This window comes from Roseitranquillus sediminis, assembly GCF_016918935.1.
In the GTDB taxonomy this organism is placed as follows: domain Bacteria; phylum Pseudomonadota; class Alphaproteobacteria; order Rhodobacterales; family Rhodobacteraceae; genus Roseitranquillus; species Roseitranquillus sediminis.
Genome location: NZ_JAFFOB010000036.1, coordinates 1 through 20,455, shown reverse-complemented (window position 1 = coordinate 20,455; position 20,455 = coordinate 1). Strand labels below are relative to the sequence as shown.

The 20,455-nt window shown below is 68.1% G+C and carries 21 protein-coding genes and 1 tRNA gene; 19 read left to right on the top strand and 3 right to left on the bottom strand.

Features of this window, described 5'->3' with window-relative positions:
* The first annotated feature begins 140 nt into the window (after positions 1-140).
* From JM664_RS18585 to JM664_RS18555, 7 genes are all read left to right on the top strand, one after another.
* Positions 141-1,121: a TRAP transporter substrate-binding protein gene (locus JM664_RS18585; RefSeq protein WP_227421432.1), complete on the top strand. Its 981-nt coding sequence runs from the start codon at positions 141-143 to the stop codon at positions 1,119-1,121.
* Positions 1,122-1,187: 66 nt separating this feature from the next.
* On the top strand, positions 1,188-1,727 hold the full coding sequence (locus tag JM664_RS18580; protein WP_227421431.1) for a TRAP transporter small permease: 540 nt from the start codon (positions 1,188-1,190) through the stop codon (positions 1,725-1,727).
* A complete protein-coding gene (locus tag JM664_RS18575; RefSeq protein WP_227421430.1) occupies positions 1,724-3,004 on the top strand; it encodes a TRAP transporter large permease in 1,281 nt (426 codons plus the stop codon). Before JM664_RS18580 ends, JM664_RS18575 begins: the two co-directional genes overlap by 4 nt.
* On the top strand, positions 3,001-3,768 hold the full coding sequence (locus JM664_RS18570; RefSeq protein WP_227421429.1) for an enoyl-CoA hydratase: 768 nt from the start codon (positions 3,001-3,003) through the stop codon (positions 3,766-3,768). The genes JM664_RS18575 and JM664_RS18570 overlap by 4 nt, the downstream gene beginning before the upstream one ends.
* Positions 3,769-3,999: 231 nt before the next feature.
* Entirely contained in the window at positions 4,000-5,070 is a 1,071-nt protein-coding gene (locus JM664_RS18565) for a S1C family serine protease (protein ID WP_227421428.1), read from the top strand.
* Between the two features lie 37 nt (positions 5,071-5,107).
* Positions 5,108-6,097, top strand: a complete 990-nt coding sequence (locus JM664_RS18560) for an MBL fold metallo-hydrolase (protein ID WP_227421427.1) — start codon at positions 5,108-5,110, stop codon at positions 6,095-6,097.
* A 19-nt stretch (positions 6,098-6,116) separates the two neighbouring features.
* A complete protein-coding gene (locus tag JM664_RS18555) occupies positions 6,117-7,280 on the top strand; it encodes a hypothetical protein (protein ID WP_227421426.1) in 1,164 nt (387 codons plus the stop codon).
* A 66-nt stretch (positions 7,281-7,346) separates the two neighbouring features.
* Here the strand turns inward: JM664_RS18555 and JM664_RS18550 are convergent, their stop codons facing one another.
* On the bottom strand, positions 7,347-8,378 hold the full coding sequence (locus JM664_RS18550) for a M42 family metallopeptidase (RefSeq protein ID WP_227421425.1): 1,032 nt from the start codon (positions 8,376-8,378) through the stop codon (positions 7,347-7,349).
* Between the two features lie 197 nt (positions 8,379-8,575).
* Here JM664_RS18550 and JM664_RS18545 point away from each other — a divergent pair, with 197 nt between their 5' ends.
* The 3 genes from JM664_RS18545 to JM664_RS18535 all read left to right on the top strand — a co-directional run bounded on the left by JM664_RS18545 (position 8,576) and on the right by JM664_RS18535 (position 10,463).
* The gene (locus tag JM664_RS18545; protein ID WP_227421424.1) at positions 8,576-8,854 is read left to right on the top strand and encodes a hypothetical protein; all 279 of its coding nucleotides are present in this window, start codon (positions 8,576-8,578) and stop codon (positions 8,852-8,854) included.
* A gap of 83 nt (positions 8,855-8,937) precedes the next feature.
* Positions 8,938-10,230, top strand: a complete 1,293-nt coding sequence (locus JM664_RS18540) for an adenylosuccinate synthase (protein WP_227421423.1) — start codon at positions 8,938-8,940, stop codon at positions 10,228-10,230.
* Positions 10,230-10,463 (top strand): DUF2842 domain-containing protein, encoded by a 234-nt coding sequence (locus JM664_RS18535; protein WP_227421422.1) that lies wholly within the window; start codon positions 10,230-10,232, stop codon positions 10,461-10,463. Before JM664_RS18540 ends, JM664_RS18535 begins: the two co-directional genes overlap by 1 nt.
* Here the strand turns inward: JM664_RS18535 and JM664_RS18530 are convergent.
* A complete protein-coding gene (locus JM664_RS18530; protein WP_227421421.1) occupies positions 10,439-10,756 on the bottom strand; it encodes a hypothetical protein in 318 nt (105 codons plus the stop codon). The genes JM664_RS18535 and JM664_RS18530 overlap by 25 nt on opposite strands.
* Positions 10,757-10,843: 87 nt before the next feature.
* Between JM664_RS18530 and JM664_RS18525 the strand changes: the two genes are divergently transcribed.
* The 8 genes from JM664_RS18525 (at position 10,844) to JM664_RS18490 (ending at position 18,128) form a co-directional block, all read left to right on the top strand.
* Positions 10,844-11,506, top strand: coding sequence for a thiamine diphosphokinase (locus JM664_RS18525; protein ID WP_227421420.1), 663 nt, complete (start codon positions 10,844-10,846; stop codon positions 11,504-11,506).
* A gap of 78 nt (positions 11,507-11,584) precedes the next feature.
* Entirely contained in the window at positions 11,585-12,361 is a 777-nt protein-coding gene (gene rpiA, locus JM664_RS18520) for a ribose-5-phosphate isomerase RpiA (protein ID WP_319637562.1), read from the top strand.
* Positions 12,361-13,719, top strand: coding sequence for a glutathione-disulfide reductase (gene gor / locus JM664_RS18515; RefSeq protein ID WP_227421419.1), 1,359 nt, complete (start codon positions 12,361-12,363; stop codon positions 13,717-13,719). Before rpiA ends, gor begins: the two co-directional genes overlap by 1 nt.
* 66 nt (positions 13,720-13,785) lie before the next feature.
* Positions 13,786-14,922: an FtsH protease activity modulator HflK gene (gene hflK / locus JM664_RS18510; RefSeq protein WP_227421434.1), complete on the top strand. Its 1,137-nt coding sequence runs from the start codon at positions 13,786-13,788 to the stop codon at positions 14,920-14,922.
* Positions 14,922-15,974, top strand: a complete 1,053-nt coding sequence (gene hflC, locus JM664_RS18505; RefSeq protein ID WP_227421418.1) for a protease modulator HflC — start codon at positions 14,922-14,924, stop codon at positions 15,972-15,974. Before hflK ends, hflC begins: the two co-directional genes overlap by 1 nt.
* A complete protein-coding gene (locus JM664_RS18500) occupies positions 15,971-16,168 on the top strand; it encodes a DUF2065 domain-containing protein (protein ID WP_227421417.1) in 198 nt (65 codons plus the stop codon). Before hflC ends, JM664_RS18500 begins: the two co-directional genes overlap by 4 nt.
* A gap of 181 nt (positions 16,169-16,349) precedes the next feature.
* Complete coding sequence (locus tag JM664_RS18495) at positions 16,350-17,807, top strand: DegQ family serine endoprotease (protein ID WP_406675838.1); 1,458 nt, start codon at positions 16,350-16,352, stop codon at positions 17,805-17,807.
* Between the two features lie 244 nt (positions 17,808-18,051).
* Positions 18,052-18,128 (top strand) — tRNA-Asp (locus JM664_RS18490).
* Positions 18,129-18,186: 58 nt separating this feature from the next.
* On the opposite strand, the gene JM664_RS18485 is transcribed toward JM664_RS18490, so the two are convergent.
* Positions 18,187-19,560 (bottom strand): M20/M25/M40 family metallo-hydrolase, encoded by a 1,374-nt coding sequence (locus JM664_RS18485; RefSeq protein WP_227421416.1) that lies wholly within the window; start codon positions 19,558-19,560, stop codon positions 18,187-18,189.
* 121 nt (positions 19,561-19,681) lie between these two features.
* On the opposite strand from JM664_RS18485, the gene JM664_RS18480 reads away from it, so the two are divergent.
* Positions 19,682-20,296 carry a 5-aminolevulic acid synthase gene (locus JM664_RS18480; protein WP_227421415.1) on the top strand — a complete coding sequence of 205 codons (615 nt, stop codon included), beginning with the start codon at positions 19,682-19,684 and terminating at the stop codon, positions 20,294-20,296.
* Positions 20,297-20,455 lie beyond the last annotated feature (159 nt).

Here is a 20,455-nt window from a genome sequence, read left to right as displayed (position 1 = left end):
CGGCGTCGAAATGGGCCTCGACCTCGCCGGCGTCCCACACAAGACAGGAGGCGCACGCGCCGCAATGGAATATCTTGCCGAAACCGCTCGGGACGGGGCTAAGATCGCTGCCTGAGCCAACTTAAGGGAGGAATGAAGACATGAAGCTCACCTCACTCGCAGCCGCCGCGCTGCTGGTCGCCGGAGCGGCATCGGCCCAGACCGAGCTGCGCTTCGGCCACGTCGGAGAGCCAGGCTCACTGTTCGAGGCTTCGGCCAACCGGTTTGCCGAGATCGCCAACGAGAAACTGGGTGACGAGTACGAAGTCGTGGTCTACGGCGCCTCGCAGCTCGGCGGCGACCAGGAGATGCTCCAGAAGCTCAAGCTCGGGCAGCTCACCTTCTCGCTGCCCTCGTCGGTGATGAGTTCGGTCGCGCCGGAGTTCGGCGTGTTCGAGATGCCCTACATCATCCAGGACCGCGAGCACATCAAGGCGGTCGAGGAGGCGATGCTGGAAGACACCTTCAACGCCGCGGCCGAGGAGGAGGGCTATCGCATCCTCTCGTTCTGGGAAAACGGCTTCCGCCACATCACCAACAACGTGCGGCCGATCAATACACCCGAGGACCTGCAGGGCGTCAAGCTGCGCACTCCGCAAGGCGAGTGGCGCGTGAAGATGTTCCAAGAATACGGCGCGAACCCGACACCGATGGCCTTTTCCGACGTCTTCACCGCGCTCCAGACCGGCGTGATCGACGGGCAGGAGAACCCCTACGCGCAGATCGCCTCGGCGAAGTTCCAGGAGGTGCAGGACTATCTCTCGATCACCGGGCATGTCTACACGCCCGGCTACGTGCTGGTCTCGGCGCGGCACTTCAGCCAGCTGCCCGAGGACGTGCAGCAGGCGCTGACCGAGGCGGCGCAGGAGACGCAGAGCTTTGTCTACGAGCACGCGGCGCAACTCGAGACCGACCTCCTCGAGGAGATCAGGGCGGCGGGTGTCGAGGTGAACGAGGCTGACAAGCAGGCCTTTATCGACGCGTCGCAGCCGATCTACGACGAGTTCGCCGCGACCGTCGAGGGCGGTGACGAGCTGGTGAGCCGCGTTCGCGAGGCCGCCGGCGGCGCCGCGACCAACTGATCGAAACAGCAGGCGGCGCGGAAATGCGCCGCCTGCCCAGAAGCCGCAGACCCGAGGCAATCCTTCATGCGCACCGCTTCACGCGTGCTCGCACTCGTACTCGAATGGTTCCTGATCCTGCAGATGATCGCCCTGACGATCGTGGTGGTTTATGCGGTGGTTACCCGCAAGCTCGGCGCGTCGCTCAGCTGGTATGACGAGATTGCCGCGATCCAGCTCTGCTGGATCACCTATTACGGTGCGGCGCTGGCGGCGCTGAAGCGCAAGCACATCGGCTTCGACGGCTTCCTGCTGTCGCTGCCGCACGGCCTCAGGGCGGCGGGCATCGTGGTGGCCGAAGTGCTCGTCATCGGGTTCTTCGCGCTGCTGGCATGGTCCGGCTGGCAGGTACTGCTGATTCTCGAAGGGATGAACCTCATCAGCCTCACCTTCGTGCCGGTGCAGCTGACGCAGTCGGTGATCCCGATCGGCGCGCTGCTCTTCATCATCGCCTCGCTCCTGTCGTTGCCGCACTACTGGCGAGAGACGATGGCGGGGCGTTCGTTCGAGCACCCCGAGATCGTGCCGGAAACCACACCCTCGAAGAAGGTGGAGACGCGTCCGTGACGATCCTGCTGATCTTTCTCGCGCTCGTCTTCATGATCCTGCTGAACGTGCCCATCGCGGTGGCGCTGGCGATCTGCGGGGTCCTGGGCATTCTGTCCTACGAGGGGACGAACGCGCTCGTCTCGATCGGGCTCGACATGTATTCCGGCGCGACGTCTTTCTCGCTGATCGCGATCCCGATGTTCGTCCTCGCCGGCGCGATCATGAACGCGGCCGGCATCACCCGGCGCCTGATCGAGTTCGTGTCCGCCCTGATCGGCTTTGTCCGCGGCGGTCTTGCCATGGTCAACGTCGGCGTATCGCTCTTCTTCGCCGAAATCTCCGGCTCGGCCGTGGCCGACGTGGCGGCGATGGGCTCTGTGATGATCCCCGAGATGAAGCGCCGCGGCTACACGGCGCCCTTCGCGGCGGCGGTGACGTCGTCGTCGGCGTCGCTGGCAATCATCATCCCGCCCTCGATCCCGATGATCCTCTACGGCGTCAGCTCGGGTGCCTCGATCGAGCAGCTGTTCCTTGCGGGCCTTGTGCCCGGCCTCATCGGCGCCGCGGGGCTGATGGCGCTCTGCTGGTACTTCGCCAAGCGCTACGACCTGCCACGCGAGGCGGCTTTCAACATGCCGCGGCTCAAGCGCACGTTCGTGTCGGCGCTTCCGACCTTCGTGCTGCCCATCGTCATCCTAGGCGGCATCTTCGGCGGCTTCTTCACTGCGACTGAGGCCGCGGGCGTCGCCGTCATCGCCTCGATTATTGTCGGCCTGTGGTATCACGAAACGGATTTCCCCGAGCTCAAGCGCTCGATGCTGGACGGCGCGATCCAGACCGCGGTGGTGATGCTGCTGGTCGCCGCGTCCGTGCTGATGGGCGGCTTTCTGACCCGGGCGCAGATCCCGCAGGAACTGGCCACGGCGCTCCTCGACTTCACGGACAGCCGTTGGGCGATCCTCGCGATCCTCAACGTGTTCTTCCTGGTGATCGGCTTTTTCCTGCACTCGGCCGCGGCGATCATCCTGGTGGTGCCGATCGTGGTGCCGTTGATCTCGGCGGTGGGCATCGATCCGGTTCATTTCGGGCTGATCGTGACGCTGAACCTCGCCATCGGGCAGCAAACCCCCCCGGTCGCGAGCGTGCTCATCACCGCCTGCTCAATCGCCCGGGCCAACATCTGGGACGTATCCAAGGCGAACATTGGCTTCGTCGCCGTGCTGCTCTTCGTCCTGATGCTCTGCACCTACGTGGAGCCGATCCCGATGTTCCTGGTGGAGGTGGTCTACCGATGAGCGAAGACCTGATCTACGAGGTGCGGGACGGGATAGGCGTCCTGACGTTCAACCGCCCCGAGAGCCGCAACGCAATGACCTTTGCCATGTACGAGGGGCTGCGGCGCATCTGTGCCGAAATGCCGACCGACGGCTCGGTCAAGGCGCTGGTGGTCCGGGGCGCGGGCGGAAAGGCCTTCGCGGCCGGCACTGACATGAGCCAGTTTCGCGCCTTCGAGACCGAGGAGGATGCGTGGCGTTACGAGGAGACCACAGACACGGTCCTGACGGCGGTGGAGCGGTGTCCGGTTCCGACGGTGGCCGCTATCACCGGCGCCTGCACCGGTGGCGGCGCCGGCATCGCGGCAGCCTGCGACATCCGCGTCGCGACGCCGTCGCTCAAGTTCGGGTTTCCCATCGCGCGGACACTCGGCAACTGCCTCTCCGTAGCAAATCTGGCCCGACTTGCGGCGCTGATGGGCGCGGGGCGGGTCAAGGAGATGCTCCTGACCGCCCGATTGATCGAGGCAGCGGAGGCGCAGGCGATGGGCCTGGTGTCCGAAGTGGTCGACGACGCGGACGCACGGGGGATGGAACTGGCCCGGACGCTTGCCGGCCACGCGCCGCTGACCATGCGGGCGACGAAGGAGGGGCTGCGCCGCCTCACTACCGCCAATCGCCCGGACGACCGCGACCTGATCGCCATGTGCTACATGAGCCGCGACTTTCGCGAGGGGATGGAGGCGTTCCTCGGCAAGCGCCGCCCTGGGTGGACCGGTACATGACCGACCGGCATTTGCAGCGCGCCGGCTAGCCGCTTCCTTCGTATCGAGAGACCGATAGCTATCACTGCGACGGGCTGAATGGCGCAGGTCGAGGGTTCGCGCCACCTCACCCCCTGGCCCGGGTCCGTTGCCTTGACCGCGGGCCTGTGGCAGCGATGAGCCCGCAGTGAGCCGGAGCGCAATGCCATCGACCGCTTTCTCGTTCGCCTGATCTGGATCACGCTTGCCGCGATGGCCGTTGCCGTCGTCTGGCAGAGCGTGCCGCTGATCCAGTCGCAGCTCCTGTCTCGGCAGGCCGAACCAAGGATCGTCGTGGCGCGCGGCAACCTGGCCGAGGACGAGGTGGCGACGATAGAACTGTTCCGCACGGCGCGTGACAGTGTCGTCTTCATTTCCACGGCCGAACGCGTGATCGATCCGTGGACGCGCAACGTCTACGACCAGCCGCGCGGCACCGGGTCGGGCTTCGTCTGGGATGAGTTGGGGCACGTCGTCACCAATGCCCACGTCGTCGAGGGTGCGAGCCGCGCCACGGTGCGCTTGGCGGACGGGCGCAGCTTTAGCGCCAGCCTCGTCGGCGCCGACCCGAGCCACGACCTGGCCGTGCTGAGGATCGGCGTGGCCGCTTCGCGTCCGGACCCGCTGCCGATCGGGACGAGCGGCGATCTGGAGGTTGGACAGACGGTCTTCGCCATCGGCAACCCGTTCGGTCTGGACTGGACGCTGACGCGTGGCATCGTTTCGGCCCTCGACCGGGAACTGCCGGCGGGGCGCGGCATGGTCATCACCGGCCTGATCCAGACTGACGCCGCCATCAATCCGGGCAACTCGGGCGGACCCTTGCTCGACAGCGCGGGCCTGCTCGTCGGAGTGAACACGGCGATCTTCAGCCCGTCGGGCACAAATGCGGGCATCGGCTTCGCTGTGCCTGTCGACACCGTGAACCGCGTGGTGCCGCAGCTCATCGCGAGCGGGCGCTATGCGCCGCCGACGCTGGGCGTGCGCACCGACCCCCGCGTCGACGCGCTGGCGGCGCGGTCGAACATCGAGGGCGTCGTGGTGCTGGGGGTCGAGCGAGGTTCGGCGGCGGACCGCGCCGGCATCGTGCCGGCGGAGATCTCGCGCGACGGGCAGATCGTCCCGCGCGACGTGATCCGCTCCGTCGGGAACATCGAGGTCGCGTCGACGCAGGATCTGGTTGCCGCGCTCGACGGCTTCGAGGTTGGCGAGGAGGTGACACTGCGCCTCTGGCGCGGCGGCGACGAGCGCGAGGTCGAGGTAACGCTCGACGCCGGCCGCTGAGCGGGAACCGCGCCCGCCCGCGGCGGTTGCGTCAGCGATGAGCGCCCTCGTGCAGCCTCGGCTGGTCAACGGCCCGTTCGGCGATCCGGTCCTCTACCTCGACTTCCGCTTCGAGCGGCGTGCGATCCTGTTCGACATCGGCGCCTTCGCGCCGCGCGAGATCCTGCGGGTCTCTCACGCTTTCGTCTCGCACGCACACATGCACCACCTCTCGGGGCTCGACCGCCTGCTCCGCCTGCGCCTGCACACCCAGGGGACCCTTCACCTGGCGGGGCCGCGGGGTTTTGTCGATCAGATTGAGCATCGGCTGCGCAGCTACACGTGGAACCTGGTTGACGATAACTCGACGGATTTCCGTCTGCAGGTGGCCGAATTTGACGGGCGCACCCTGCGGCGCGCCTGCCTTCGCGCACGCGACGCGTTCCGCCGGTGGGACGTGGACACGGTCGAGGCGCGGGATGGCGTCATCTTAAGCGAAGAGGGTCTCTCGGTGGCAGCGTGCCTTCCGGATCATGGTACGCCCTCCGCCGCATTCGCCCTCCGCGAGACGCAGAGGATCAACGTATGGCGGAGCATGCTGGACGAGATCGGCCTGCCGGTCGGGCCTTGGCTGAACGAGGCCAAGGCGGGGCTACGCAGGGGTTGCGGCGACGCGCACGTCCTCAGCGTGCCGGGGCATGGCACAATCTCGCTCGGCATCCTACGGGAGCGGACGCCTCGTGTGTCCTCCGGCGACGCAATTGCCTACGTGACGGACGCGGCCGACCATGAGGAGAACCGAGCGCGCATCGCCTCGCTCGCGACAGGCGCCCAGCGCCTCTTCCTCGAGGCAGTGTACCTCTCTCGCGACAGGTCCATCGCCAAGGCTACGCGGCACCTCCCGGCTCGAGCCGCAGGCGAGATCGCGCGGCGTCTCAAGGTCCGCAGCGCGACGCCATTCCACCACTCGCCTCGTTATCTCGAGACGTCCGAGGCGCCGGAGCGCGAATTCCGCCGCGCCTTCGCTGCCGATGAGGTCGTGGCATGACAGCTTGCCGAGCGAGCGCATGAGCGGCGAGCGCCCGCCTTTCGCGGTCGAGTTAGGGTGGATCGTCACCAGCCAGATCGATCCGTCGCGCCGTGGTGCCGTCGAAGACGCCGCCGACCACATGAAGCGGACGCTTTCCGAGATCCTGCCAGGGTACGACTGGCGTGTTGGCATCGCCGAGCGGATCGAACCTGCCGACCGCGGCCCGGCCGAACCGGTCCTGCTGCTCGACACCGCCGAACGGGAGCGCGACCGCCGCAACTGGGACTTCGTCTTCGTCCTCACCGAGCGGGAGCTCAAGAGCTACACCCGCAGCGTGACCGTCGCCGCGCCGGCGCAGGCCTACGCGACCGCAATCGTTTCGCTCGCGCGCCTGACCGACCGCGAGGACGAGGCCGAGGTCCTGTCGCGGCGCCTCTACGCCCTGTCGATGCATCTCTTCGGTCGCCTGAACGGCCTCGGGCCTCGCGAGAGCGGCTTCATGTGCGCCTTCACCGGCCCCCGCGGGCTCGACGGGATGAATGGCTTCGCGGAGGATGAGAAAGTCGAACTGCGTGCGCATCTCGACCACGTCGCCGATCCGCGTGTGGAGGAGACGGGCAAAGCCGGCGGCCGTGTCGGCTTCTACGTCCGATCCCTCTGGGAGAACCGCCGCAGCCTTCCGAAGTCCATCCTCCGGATGCGGCCCTGGGCCTTTCCGCTGAGGCTGAGTCGCCTGACCACCGCCGCAGGATCTGCGCTCGCGGTTCTGGTGATGACGGCCGAGACTTGGGAGGTTGCTGCGAACCTCGCGCCGCCGGCGGTTGCGACGCTGTCGGCGGTGGCGCTCATCGGGACCAGCGGCTATCTCCTCCGGGCGCAGCGGCTCCTCGCGCGGAGCGGAGAAAGCGCCATGCGCGAGCAGCGGGCGGTCATCAACGTCAGCACGGTGCTTGCGGTGGCGCTCGGGATGGCCGTGACCTACGTCGCCATCTTTGCGCTTGCCCTTGCTGGCGGCCACGCCTTCTTCGGCGATCCGCTCCTCGCGAGCTGGACCGGGGAACGGGCGACCGGGGATCCGCCGCTGCGCCCGATGATGGCGGGCTACATCGCCGCGCTCAGTCTCGTCATCGGCGCGCTCGGTGCGTCGTTCGAGCCGCACGGCTACTTCCGGAACGTCACCCACATCGACGAGGAGCTCTAGGGCGGCCACCCGGCGCGCGAAGCGGCCGTCCAAGGGGGCTCGATGCCCCCGAGGACGGCGCCCACTTCAGAAGGTCCTGAGGTATGCCGCAAGGATGTCGCGCGCCGCCGTGATGTCGGACTTTTGCACCATCTCCGTCACAGTGTGGATGTAGCGCGTGCCTACGACGATCCCGATCGCCCGCGCCCCCGCAGCGGCCTGCTGCGCGGCGGCGCCGTCCTGTCCGCCCGAGCGCAGCATCGTGCGTTGGTAGGGGATTTTCTCCTTCTTCGCCAGCGCCTCGAACTCGCTCACCAGCGCCTTGTCGGAGATGAAGGACCCATCGCGGACGTGCAGGCCGAAGCCTTCGCCCTGAACAGTCGTGCGGTCCTGCTCCGGCACGCCGGGCGTGTCGCAGCTCAGCGTCGTGTCGATGCCGATGCCGATGTCGGGGCGCACGCGGTAAGAGGCCGTCCGTGCGCCGCGCAGCCCGACCTCTTCCTGCGTGGTGAAGGCGACGTGGATCTCTGCGCCGCGCCCGGCGCCGCCGAGGGCGCGGATGGCCTCGATGCCCAGCCAGCAGGCGACGCGGTTGTCGAGTGCTTTAGAGACGACCTTCTCGCCCATCTCGGTGAAGGGCGCGTCGAGCACGACCATGTCGCCGACCTTCACCTTCTCCTTCGTTGCCGCGCCGAGGCCGAGGTCGACGAAGAACTGGCTGACCTCCGGCACCTTCTTGCGCTCCTCCGGGGTCGAGATGTGCACAGGCTTGCCGCCGGGGTTCATCACGCCCGGCAGATCGCCGTCGTCGGTGCAGACGAGGACCCGGCGCGAGAAGAGGTTTCGCGGATCGAACCCGCCGACGGGGTGGAGATAAACAAAGCCCTTTTCGGTGACGTGGCTGACGAGAAACCCGATCTCGTCCATGTGGCAGAGCAGCATGACTCGCGGGGCGCCATCGCCCGACGCGTCGCGGCGGCAGAGGAGCGAGCCCATCGGGTCCGTCTCGACATGATCGAAGAGGCCTTCGACCTCGGCGCGGATGACGTTGCGCACACGCTCCTCGTGGCCCGGAACGCCCGGTGTCTCGCAAAGCTGCTTGAGCAGGTCGAGGTTCATCGTGGCTCCATTCGTCTGAAGATCTGGCCGTGCGACCATGCGTTCGCTGGCGGCGCGACGCAAGACGGCGACCTGCGGGCAGGAAGCGCGCGCCGCCGCAATAGCCTGTTAACCGCAGGGCGAGACCATCCACGGCCAAGCCGACCTCAGTCCGCGACCCCGGTCCGGGTCACCCACGGCAAGGGATCACGCCGCCTATGTGCTTCATCCGCTCGGCCCGACGCGCTCTCGCCGGGTTCCGCGCCGCCATCGTGCACCGCCGAAGCGGTGTGCTCGGCGCGGCCCGCGATCGCAACGACGCCGCGCGCTGGAACCTGCGTTCCGCTGTCGGGGATCTGCTGCGTCGGCGCACGCATCCGCACGGTGACATGCGCGCATTCCTCATCCGGGCGTTCGGCCGGCCGGAACGGAAGTTGCCTGACGACTTGGAGAAGATGCTCAAGCGCCTGCGCGAAGAGGAGCAGCGGCAGATATAAGGCCGGCCTGCACGCTCCTTTGCCGGTTTCGTCGCTCCGCGCGCCTCGTTATAGGGGGCTCGGACCGCGCAAGGGGGAAGGCAATGGCGAACGTCGCTGTGGTGGGCGCTCAGTGGGGCGACGAGGGCAAAGGCAAGATCGTCGACTGGCTGAGCGAGCGGGCCGACGTGATCGTCCGTTTCCAAGGCGGGCACAATGCCGGCCACACGCTCGTCATCGACGGCGAAGTCTACAAGTTGTCGCTGCTGCCCTCGGGCATCCTCCGGCCCGGCAAATTGAGCGTGATCGGCAATGGCGTGGTGCTGGACCCGTGGGCGCTGGTGGCCGAGATCGGGCGGCTGTGCGAGCGGGGGGTCGAGGTGTCGGCCGAAAACCTAGCGATCGCCGAGAACGTACCGCTGATCCTGCCGCTGCACCAGGACCTCGACCGGATTCGCGAGCAGGCGGCGGGCCGCGCGGCAATCGGCACAACGGGCCGCGGCATCGGCCCGGCCTACGAGGACAAGGTCGGGCGGCGCAGCGTGCGGCTGGGCGATCTGAGCGACGACGCGACGCTGGAATCGCGGCTCGACCGGCTGCTGGCGCATCACGACGCGCTGCGCAGGGGCCTGGGCGCCGCGCCGATCGACCGCGCCGACCTTGCCGAGCGGCTGCGCGAGATCGCGCCGCAGGTGCTGCCCTATGCCCGGCCGGTGTGGGAGGATCTGGACGCGCGGCGCCGCGCCGGCGAGCGGATCCTGTTCGAGGGGGCGCAGGGGGCGCTGCTCGACGTTGACTTCGGGACCTATCCGTTCGTGACCTCGTCGAACACGCTGGCCGGGATGGCGTCGACGGGCACGGGGATGGGGCCGGGGGCGATCCAGTTCGTGCTGGGCATCGTCAAGGCCTATACCACGCGGGTCGGCGCGGGACCGTTCCCGACCGAGCTCGACGACGAGATCGGGCGCCACCTGGCGCAGGTCGGCCACGAGAAGGGCACAGTGACGGGGCGCGACCGGCGCTGCGGCTGGTTCGACGCGGCGCTGGTGCGGCAGACCTGCACGACGAGCGGCGTCAGGGGCATCGCGCTGACCAAACTTGACGTGCTCGACGGGCTTGATGAGCTGAAGATCTGCACGGGATACGAGATCGACGGGCGCAGGGTCGACCATCTGCCGATGGCTGCCGAGCAGCAGACACGGGTGGTGCCAATCTACGAGACGATCGCCGGCTGGTCCGAGAGCACCGCGGGCGCGCGGAGCTGGGCCGACCTGCCGGGCGAGGCGGTGAAGTACGTCCGACGGATCGAGGAACTCATCCGATGTCCTGTCGCACTGCTCTCCACCAGCCCCGAACGCGAGGACACGATCTTGGTCACCGATCCCTTCGCCGACTGATGGCGCTGGGCTGGAAGGCGCGGCGACGCCTTGCGATCCTTGTTCTGGTGGTCGGCCTGCCAGTCTACGTAATCGTTGCGGTCAACGTGGTGGCGCTGCTCGACCGGCCGCCCTTGCTGGTCGAGCTGCTTGTCTACGTGGTGCTCGGCCTCGTCTGGGCGCTGCCGTTCCGAAGGATCTTTCTCGGCGTCGGGCGAGAGGATCCTGCTCAGGACAAGTCGGTCGATGAGTGACGGCCGACCCAGCGCTCGTCCGGCTGGAGGAGGGCGCGGAGATCGCGGCGGTAGGGAATCATTCTCAGCGACTTCTCGTCGGGTGCCGGACTTCGAGCGGCGGCGGCCATGTGCGCGAGCGTCGCGCGCCTGCGCCGGGCCGAGCGCTCGGCCAGCCGCACCTCGCTCTCCAGCAGCAGGTTGTCGGCGGTCACGGCGAGCGGGTCGCGGCACCGGCGCCGTAAGCGGATCCGCTCGAGCAGCCGGAGGAGAAGGCGCGGAACCAGTCCTCTCCTGGTGTCGGGCGTCGGCATGGAGCTGCGGGGGAGGCACGGCATCGGTCGGGAAATCGGCATCACGTTCTGCCTCGGGTCGCACCGCTACTGCACCGGGTTTGTGGCGTGATTGAGGTCGCCGTCCGTTCGGCTGTGCCGGTCACGCTGCTGGGCGCGGGTGCCTGCCGTGCCGAAGACCTGGAGGCGGCGCTGGCCATCGCGCCCGTCCTCGTCGCGGCGGATGGTGGTGCCACGACGGCGCTCGCGCACGGGCTGAGTCCTGTTGCGGTGGTGGGCGATCTCGATTCGGTCGGGCCAGAGACGTTGGCGGCACTGCCAGACGCGCGCGTGCTGCGGATCGCCGAGCAGGAAACGACAGATTTCGACAAGGGACTGTGCTCGATCGAAGCGCCGCTCGTGCTGGGCGTCGGGTTTCTGGGGGACCGGCTGGATCACGAGCTGGCGGCGATGTCGGTTCTGGTGCGCCGCGGCCGTCCCTGCCTGCTGATCGGGCCGTGGGACGTTGTCTTTGCCGCGCCGCCGCGCCTGCGCATCGCGCTTGCAGCCGGAACTCGGGTGTCGCTCTTCCCGCTGGCCGAGGTCTCCGGACGCTCGCATGGCTTGCTCTGGCCGATCGACGGCATCGAATTCGGCGCGACGCGGCGCGCCGGCACGTCGAACCAGGCATTGGGCGAGGTGCGGCTCGAGATGGACGCGCCGGGCATGCTCGTCCTGCTGCCGCGGGAGGCGCTGGCGGTCGCGGTCGAGGCTTTGCTGGCGCCGGACTGACGCACGTCGTGCCGCCCCCCTCGCACCTGCCGGTCGATCCGCCTATAACGCCCCCGCCAGCAGCAGGAGCTCCGAAAGATGCCGGACCGTTCGCCGATGGAAATCGCCAAGGAGGCGGCCGCGCTGCGTGCCTGCGAAATGGTCGAGGACGGGATGCGTATCGGGCTCGGCACCGGGTCGACCGCGCGCTTCGTGCTTCGCCGGCTCGGGCAGCGGGTCCGCGAGGAGCGCCTGTCGGTCGTGGGCGTGCCGACGTCCGACGAGACGGCGCGGATCGCGCGGGACGAGGGAATTGCGCTGACGACTCTGGAAGAGGCGGGGCGCCTCGATCTGACCATCGACGGCGCGGACGAGGCGGACGCGCAGCTCAGCCTGATCAAGGGTGGCGGCGGAGCGCTCCTGCGGGAAAAGATCGTGGCGACCGCATCCGAGCGGATGGTGGCCGTCGCCGACGCCTCCAAGCGGGTCGAGGCGCTGGGCGCCTTCCCGCTGCCGGTCGAGATCGTCGCGTTTGGCTGGACCGTGACGCGCGACCTTATCGTCGAGGTTCTGCGTGGCGCTGACGTCCTGGGCTACGACATCAGGCTGCGGGAGGTGGTCGGCGGGCCGCTGGTGACGGACGAGGGCCATCGTATTCTGGACCTGCATCTGCGTCGCATCGGCAATCCGCGCGACCTCGCGATGCGCCTCAACATGGTGCCGGGCGTCGTCGAGACCGGTCTCTTCTGCGACATCTGCGATGTGCTGGTTCTGGGGCATGGCGACGGCCGGGTCGAGGTGACGGACGTGCTGGATCGCAAGACGAACGAGGCTCCTGCTGAGCCCGACGTCGACAACGTCTTCGCCGACTTCTGATGGCGTTCGACTACGACCTCTTCGTCGTCGGCGGCGGATCGGGCGGGGTCCGGGCGGCGCGCGTCGCTGCGCAGCACGGAGCCCGTGTCGCGCTCGCCGAGGAATACCGCATGGGCGGCACCTGCGTCATCCGCGGCTGCGTGCCCAAGAAGCTGATGGTCTTCGCGTCGCAGTACCGCGCCGGCTTCCGTGACGCCGCCGGCTACGGCTGGCGGATCGAATCGCACGGCTTCGACTGGAGCCACTTCCGCGGCAAGCTTGATGTCGAGCTCGCGCGGCTGGAGAGCGTCTATCGCAGGAACCTCGAGAGTGCCGGCGTCGAGATCCGCGACGGCCGCGCCAGGATCAGCGGTACGAACGAGGTCACGCTGAACGACGGCCGCAGCCATACCGCCAAGCACATCCTGGTGGCGACCGGCGGACACCCGGTCCTGCCGGCACAGGTGAAGGGATGCGAGCTCGGCATCACCTCGAACGATGTCTTCCAGCTGGAAGAGCGGCCGGAGCGCATCCTGATCGTAGGCGGCGGCTACATCGCCTGCGAGTTCGCCGGCATCTTCAATGGCATGGGCAGCCAGGTCACCCAGTGGCACCGAGGGCCCGGGATCCTGCGCGGCTTTGACGAGGAGGCGCGACACCACCTGGCGGAGATCCTGACGCATTCCGGGATCGACCTGCACCTCGGCACCGACGCCGTCAGCCTCGAGCGCAGCGAGAACGGGATCCGCGCCGTGGCCACGAGCGGTCGGGAGGGGGTATTCGACGCCGTGATCTTCGCGACGGGCCGTCGGCCCAACACCTCCGATATCGGCCTCGAGGAAGTCGGCGTCGCGCTCGGCGCGCGCGGCGAAATCGTCGTGAACGAGTGGTCGCAGAGCAGTGTGCCGTCGATCCACGCAGTGGGCGACGTCACCGGCCGCATCGCCCTGACGCCCGTCGCGATCCGCGAGGGTCACGCCTTCGCGGACACCGTCTTCGGCGGGAAGGCGCGCACGGCGGATCACGAATGCGTGCCCTCGGCCATCTTCACGCAGCCCGAATTCGGCACCGTCGGCCTGTCGGAAGAGGAGGCCGTCCACGATCATAAGGTGGAGATCTACGCCGCCACCTTCCGCCCGATGCAGAATGCCTTCGTCGGAAGCGACGAGCGCGTTCTTTACAAGCTGATCGTTGATGCCACCACCCGCCGTGTGCTGGGCTGCCACATCATCTCGCCCAACGCCGGCGAGTTGATCCAGCTGGCCGGAATTGCGGTCAAGGCGGGCCTGACCAAGGAGGATTTCGACCGCACCGTCGCGGTTCATCCGACCGCGGCCGAGGAACTGGTCACCATGTCGCGCCCCACCCGAACCGCTTGAATCGGGTGGCCGCATCCACAGGTAGCGGTTACACACCCGTTGGGACGACAGACGGAGACCGAGACTTTGGCCAGCAACAATGGCGGACCCTGGGGCGGCGGACCGCGGCGCCCAAGCGGCGGCGACAATCGCGGCGGCAACGGCAAGCGTCCGGGCGAGGGGCCGCAGATCCCCGAGATCGACGACATCATGCGCAAGGGTCAGGAGCAGCTGAGGGTGCTGATGGGCGGCCGCGGCGGCGGCTCGCGCGGCAACGGTGGCGGTTCTGGCGGTCCGAGTTTTGGCCGCGGAACGGTCATCCTCGTCGGACTGGCGGCGGTCGGTCTCTGGGCGTTCGCCTCGTTCTACTCGGTGAGGCCTGAAGAGCGGTCGGTAGAGCTCTTCCTCGGGGAGTTCAGCGAGATCGGCCAGCCGGGCCTCAACTTCGCGCCGTGGCCGCTGGTTACGGCCGAGGTCATCCCGGTGACGACCGAGCGTGTGGAAGAGCTGGGCGTGAGCCGCACCAACAATCGCGGCGACGAGGGGCTGATGCTGACGACCGACGAGAACATCGTCGACATCGACTTCCAGGTGGTCTGGAACGTGAACGATCCCGCCGAGCTGCTGTTCAATCTGCGCGACCCGCAGCAGACCGTTCGGGCGGTGGCGGAGTCGGCGATGCGCGAGGTGATCTCGCGGTCCGAGCTCGCGCCGATCCTGAACCGCGACCGCGCCATCATCGCGCAGACCGTGCAGGAGCTGATCCAGACCACGCTCGACAGCTACGACAGCGGGCTGAACATCGTGCGTGTCAACCTCGACCGCGCCGACCCGCCGCAGGAGGTGATCGACGCGTTCCGCGAGGTCCAGGCGGCGGAGCAGGAGCGCGACCGGCTGGAGCGTCAGGCCGACGCCTACGCCAACCGCGTGCTTGCAGGCGCCCGAGGCGAAGCGGCGCAGGTGCTTGAAGAGGCCGAGGCGTATCGCGCGCAGGCGGTCAACGAGGCGCAGGGTGAGGCGAGCCGCTTCATCGCCGTGCTCGACGAGTATGCGCAGGCGCCGGAGGTCACCCGCCAGCGTCTCTATCTCGAGACGATGGAAGAGGTGCTCGGCCGCGTCGACAAGGTCATCCTCGACGAGAATGGCGGCGGGCAGGGGGTCGTGCCGTACCTTCCGCTGAACGAGCTTGGCCGGCGCACCCAGACGATGGAAGGGAGCAACTGATGCGAGCAACGACAATTATTCTTCCTGTCGTCGTCATCGCGCTGGCTGCGCTGTTGTCGTCGATCTTCATCGTCGACGAGCGTCAAAAGGCGCTGGTCCTGCAGTTCGGTCAGATCAAGCGGGTCAAGGAGGACCCGGGCATCGCGTTCAAGCTGCCTCTGATTCAGAACGTCGTGCGCTACGACGACCGGATCCTGTCGCTCGACACCGACCCGATCGAGGTGACGCCGGCGGATGACCGTCGACTGATCGTGGACGCTTTCGCGCGCTACCGCATCGCGAGCGTGGTGGATTTCCGCGAGGCCGTCGGTGCCGGCGGCGTGATGGACGCCGAACGTCGGCTGGCCAACATCCTTAACGCGCAGATTCGCGCGGTCCTGGGTTCCGAGGGCGTGACCTCGAACACGATCCTCTCCGAGGAGCGAGGCGCGCTGATGGCGCGGATTCGCGACGAGGCGCGGGAGCGTGCGGCGGCGCTGGGGATCGAGGTGATCGACGTCCGCCTCAAGCAGACCAACCTGCCGGACCAGAACCTCGAGGCGACCTTTGGCCGGATGCGGGCCGAGCGCGAGCGCGAGGCGGCTGACGAGATCGCGCGCGGTGAAGAGGCTGCCCAGCGGGTGCGCGCGCTGGCTGACAGGACGGTCGTGGAGCTGGTCTCGGAGGCTCGGCGCGAAAGCGAGATCGTGCGCGGCGAGGCGGATGCGCAAAGGAACAACATCTTCGCCGATGCCTTCACGCGAGACGAGGAATTCTTCCGCTTCTACAGGTCGCTTGCTGCGTATCGTGCGGCGCTGCAGGAAGGCAACTCGGCGATGGTTCTGTCGCCTGACGCCGAGTTCTTCCAGTACCTGCGCTCTGACCGCGCGGCGGTGCCGATCGGTCCGGCCCCGGCCGGACAAGGTGCCGGCGCGGCGCCGCAGCCGCAAGCGGGAGCCGCACGGGGCGGCGGCACGAGCGGCGGTGATGACGCCGCCAGCGCAGAGGGTGAGCAGGCCGGCTCGCCGACCGCCGCATCCGCAGAACCGTCCGAGCTGACGCTGACGGAGTGACAGCGGAGATCTTATGGGCCTTCGGCGCGGTGCTCTGCGTCGAGGGCCTGTTCCTCGCGCTTGCTCCCGGTCGGCTCGAGACGCTGCTGGAATTGGTCGCGCGGACGACGCTGGACGACCGGCGACTGATCGGGGTCGCGGCACTCGCCGGGGGCGTCGGCCTTCTCTGGCTCGGACGATCGCTCGGAGCCTGACTCGACCGAGGCGCTCTCACGTCAGCGTGACGCGCCGCGAGCCCCCTTTGTGTTGTAATCCGAACGCCTTGTCTTGCATCTTGGCGCATCGATGGGAAGGCGGTTGGTCGTCGCAGCGCCGCCTTTCTTCTCCAAAGAGACAAAGGAGCAACACGTGATAGCACAGGCATCCATGGCACAGATGGAGTCGCAGCGGGGGGCGCCGCTCCGTCTCGCGCTGGCAGCGCTGATGGCGTTCGGACTTCTGGTGCTGCAGGCGGCGCAGGCCTGGGCGCAGGACCGTCCCGACACCTTCGCCGACCTTGCCGAGCAGGTCAGCCCCGCCGTGGTTAACATCACCACCTCGACGCGCATCGCGCGGCAGACGAATCAGGGACCCGTAGTTCCCGAAGGCTCGCCCTTCGAAGACTTCTTCCGCGACTTCCTCGATCCGGAGGGCGAGGGCGAGGGTCCGATGGACCGCGGACCCCGCCGCAGCCAAGCGCTCGGCTCGGGCTTCGTCGTCTCTTCCGACGGCTATATCGTGACCAACAATCACGTCATCGCAAACGCTGACGAGGTGCTGGTCGAATTCTTCTCAGGTGGCGAGCTTGAGGCCGAGGTGGTCGGCACCGACCCGAACACCGACCTCGCGCTGCTCAAGGTCGAATCAGACGAGCCGCTGCCCTTCGTTCCGTGGGGCGACAGCGACGCTGCGCGCGTCGGCGATTGGGTCATGGCTATGGGCAACCCGCTGGGGCAGGGCTTCTCCGTCTCCGCGGGCATCGTGTCCGCGCGCGGCCGCGCCCTCAGCGGCAGCTATGACGACTACATCCAGACCGATGCGGCCATCAATCGCGGCAACTCGGGCGGTCCGCTCTTCAACATGGATGGCGAGGTCATCGGTGTGAACACCGCCATTCTGTCGCCCACCGGCGGCTCGATCGGCATCGGCTTCGCGATGTCGAGCCGCGTGGCGACCGGCGTGATCGACCAGCTCGAGCGCTTCGGCGAGACGCGCCGCGGCTGGCTCGGCGTCCGTATCCAGGACGTCACCGACGACGTCGCCGAGGCGATCGGACTCGAGACCGCGTCGGGTGCCCTCGTGACCGACGTGCCGGAGGGTCCGGCCGAGGAAGCCGGAATGGAATCCGGCGACGTCATCCTGAGCTTCGACGGCGAGTCGGTGGCGGACACGCGCGAACTAGTGCGCCGTGTCGGCAACACCGAAGTCGGCGCGACGGTGCCGGTCGAGGTCTTCCGCGGCGGCGAGACCGAGACGCTGCAGGTCACGCTGGGCCGGCGCGAGACGGCCGAGGGCGCGATTCCTGCGGCGGCTCCGGCGGACGAGCCGATCGAGATGGAGATCCTCGGTCTCAGCGTGTCGACCATGACGGACGAGCTGCGCGAGCAGCTGGGGCTCGAAGACGATGCCGAGGGACTGGTGGTCACCGATGTGGCCGACGATGCCGAGGCCTACGAGAAGGGCATCCGCGCGGGCGACGTCATCACCGAGGCGGGCCAGCAGAAGGTCGCCAGCGCCGCCGACCTGGAGGCGCAGATCGAGGCGGCCCGCGAAGCGGGGCGCAAGTCGATCCTGCTCCTGGTGCGGCGCGAAGGCGATCCGCGCTTCGTTGCGCTGCCGCTCGACCAAGGCTGAGCGGGCCGACAAACGACTGATGAACGCGTCGGCTCTGCCGGCGCGTTTTCTTTTTCTGATGCGCATCCACCGCGGCGCGTCCGAAACTGGCCGAATCGTGACCACCATGACCTCCGCGCCGAGCTTCCCGCGGACGCGACGGCACCATCAGATTTGTCCTGATGATGCTCCGTTCCCGCTTGACGGCTTCCGGCGGGAACCATAGAACGCCCCCCACGCCGGGCGGAAGCTGGGCGAGCAGTGGGCGGTTGTAGCTCAGTTGGTTAGAGTACCGGCCTGTCACGCCGGGGGTCGCGGGTTCGAGCCCCGTCAACCGCGCCACCGCTGCTAGATCCTGGATCGGATGACCAAGGGCGGCCCTTGAGCTGCCCTTGTCATGTCAGCGGGCCAGCGCGTCGAGGATCCTCGCCCAGCTGCGGATCCCTTTGTGGAAGCTCTCCAAGTCGTACTTCTCGTTCGGCGAGTGGATTGCGTTGTCCTCCTGCGCAAATCCGATCAGCATCGAGTCGACGCCAAGGATCGTCTTGAAGTAGCCGGCGATGGGAATCGAGCCACCGGCGCCGATGAAGGCTGCATCTTTCGGCCACTCGTCGCTGAGCGCGCGCCGTGCCTTCTCGAAGGCCGGGTCAGAGATGTCCATGTGGCTGGCGGGCGAGGCGCCGTGATCGTGGAACTCGACCGAGATGTCGGAAGGCAGCATGTCCTGCACCATGGCGCGGAAGCTCTGGCGGATCTTGAGCGGGTCCTGCTGCCCGACGAGGCGGAAGCTGATCTTGGCGCGCGCCTCGGACGGCAGCACGGTCTTGAATCCGTCGCCTGTGTAGCCGCCCAAAATGCCGTTCAACTCGCAGGTAGGCCGCGCCCAGATCGTGTGGAGTGGATCGCGGCCGGTCTCGCCGGCAGGCGTGGTCAGGCCGACTTCGCCGAGGAATCGTTCCGCGTCGAAGCCGAGCGCGCGCCACTGCGCCTGCACCTCGTCCGGCACCTCTGCCACGCCGTCGTAGAAGCCGGGCACCGTCACGCGACCCTGGTCGTCGTGCAGCGAGGCAATGATGCGGGCGAGCGCGCGGATCGGGTTGACCGCGATGCCGCCGTAGGCGCCGGAGTGCAGGTCGCGTGAGGGGCCGGTCAGGATCAGCTCCTCGCCCAGCAGGCCGCGGAGCATCGTCGTGATCGCCGGCGTCTCGCGGTCGAACATGCCGGTGTCGCAGATCAGGCAGAGGTCGGCGCCAAGCTCGTCGCGATTCGCCTCGAGGAACGGCACTAGCGACGGCGAACCTGACTCCTCCTCGCCCTCGAGGAAGAACGAGACGCGCGCCGGCAGCGAGCCTTGAACGGCGCGCCAGGCGCGGCAGGCCTCGACGAAGGTCATGAGCTGGCCCTTGTCGTCGGAGGCGCCGCGCCCGCGGATCACTTGGCCGGCGGGCGTCTCCTCGACCGCCGGGTCGAACGGATCGCGCTCCCAGAGGTTGAGCGGGTCGACCGGCTGCACGTCGTAGTGCCCGTAGAAGAGCAGGTGCCGGCCTGCGTCGGACCCGTGCCCGACCACCATCGGGTGACCCGCCGTCGGCCGCTTGGTCGCGTCGATGCCGATGCTCCGCAGGTCGTCGACCAGCCAGTCCGCGGCGCGGTCGCAGTCGGACCTGTAGGCCGGGTCGGTCGAGATCGAGGGTATTCGCAGCAGGTGCAGCAGGCGGTCCGTGGCGGCGGGCAGATCTTCGTCGATCCGTCTGAGAACGGCGTCGAGGCTCATGGCAGGCTCCTGTCCTGGGTCGGTCCTGAGAGTGTCAGGCGCGGCCCTCCAGGTCCAGCGCAAGGGTGGCCATGCCTTTCGCGCCACGCTAGTCTGCCGGCGATTGACTGGAGGATCGAACATGCGGAGCATTCTGCTGGCGGTGGCGCTGACACTTGCCGCGGTCGGGGCGCAGGCGCAGGCGGTGGATGGCGACGCTGCGGAGCGGCAGCTCTTTCCAGTGCGCGGTATTGCGGTCGCCGTGGGCCGGCAGCTCTCGCCGCAGGACCAGGCAATCGTGCGGGCTATGTTCGACCCGGCCGTCATCAGGCAGGCCGGGCAGTCGTTCAGCCCGCTCTATTACGGCTCGATCGCCTTCTCGCCGGACGAGGGCTTGCAGTCCGAAGCGCTGCGCGGCGCCTACAACTTCCACAGCACGCGCGCGTCCGACGCGGCGGCGCTTGCCGCATGCAACGCGGCACGGGCGTCCGGCACGCGCCCCTGCGAGATCGCCGGACAGGTCCTCCCGCGGGGCTACGAGCCGCGGGCGCTGACCCTGTCGTTGAGCGCGACGCAGGCTTTCCGTGACACGTACCGGCGGGCTTCGACCCCAAAGGCGCTCGCAGTCTCCGCAGCGACCGGCGAGTACTCGATGGCACGCGGGCCTGGCGCGGGTGACACGGCACGCGCGGACTGCAACGCCAAGGTGCAAGCCGCTGGAGGCGCGGCAGATTGTTTCATCGCAGTCGCCGACTGAGCTGTGTGATGATGCGAGGCAAGCCGCTGCTGGAAGTTGGTCGGGAGGACGACATAGCAGGCCGCAAGGAGGAAGACCGCTTGAACTATCCTGCGATGATCGACGCGGCGCTTCAGCGTCTGCATGACGAGGGGCGGTATCGGACGTTCATCGACATCG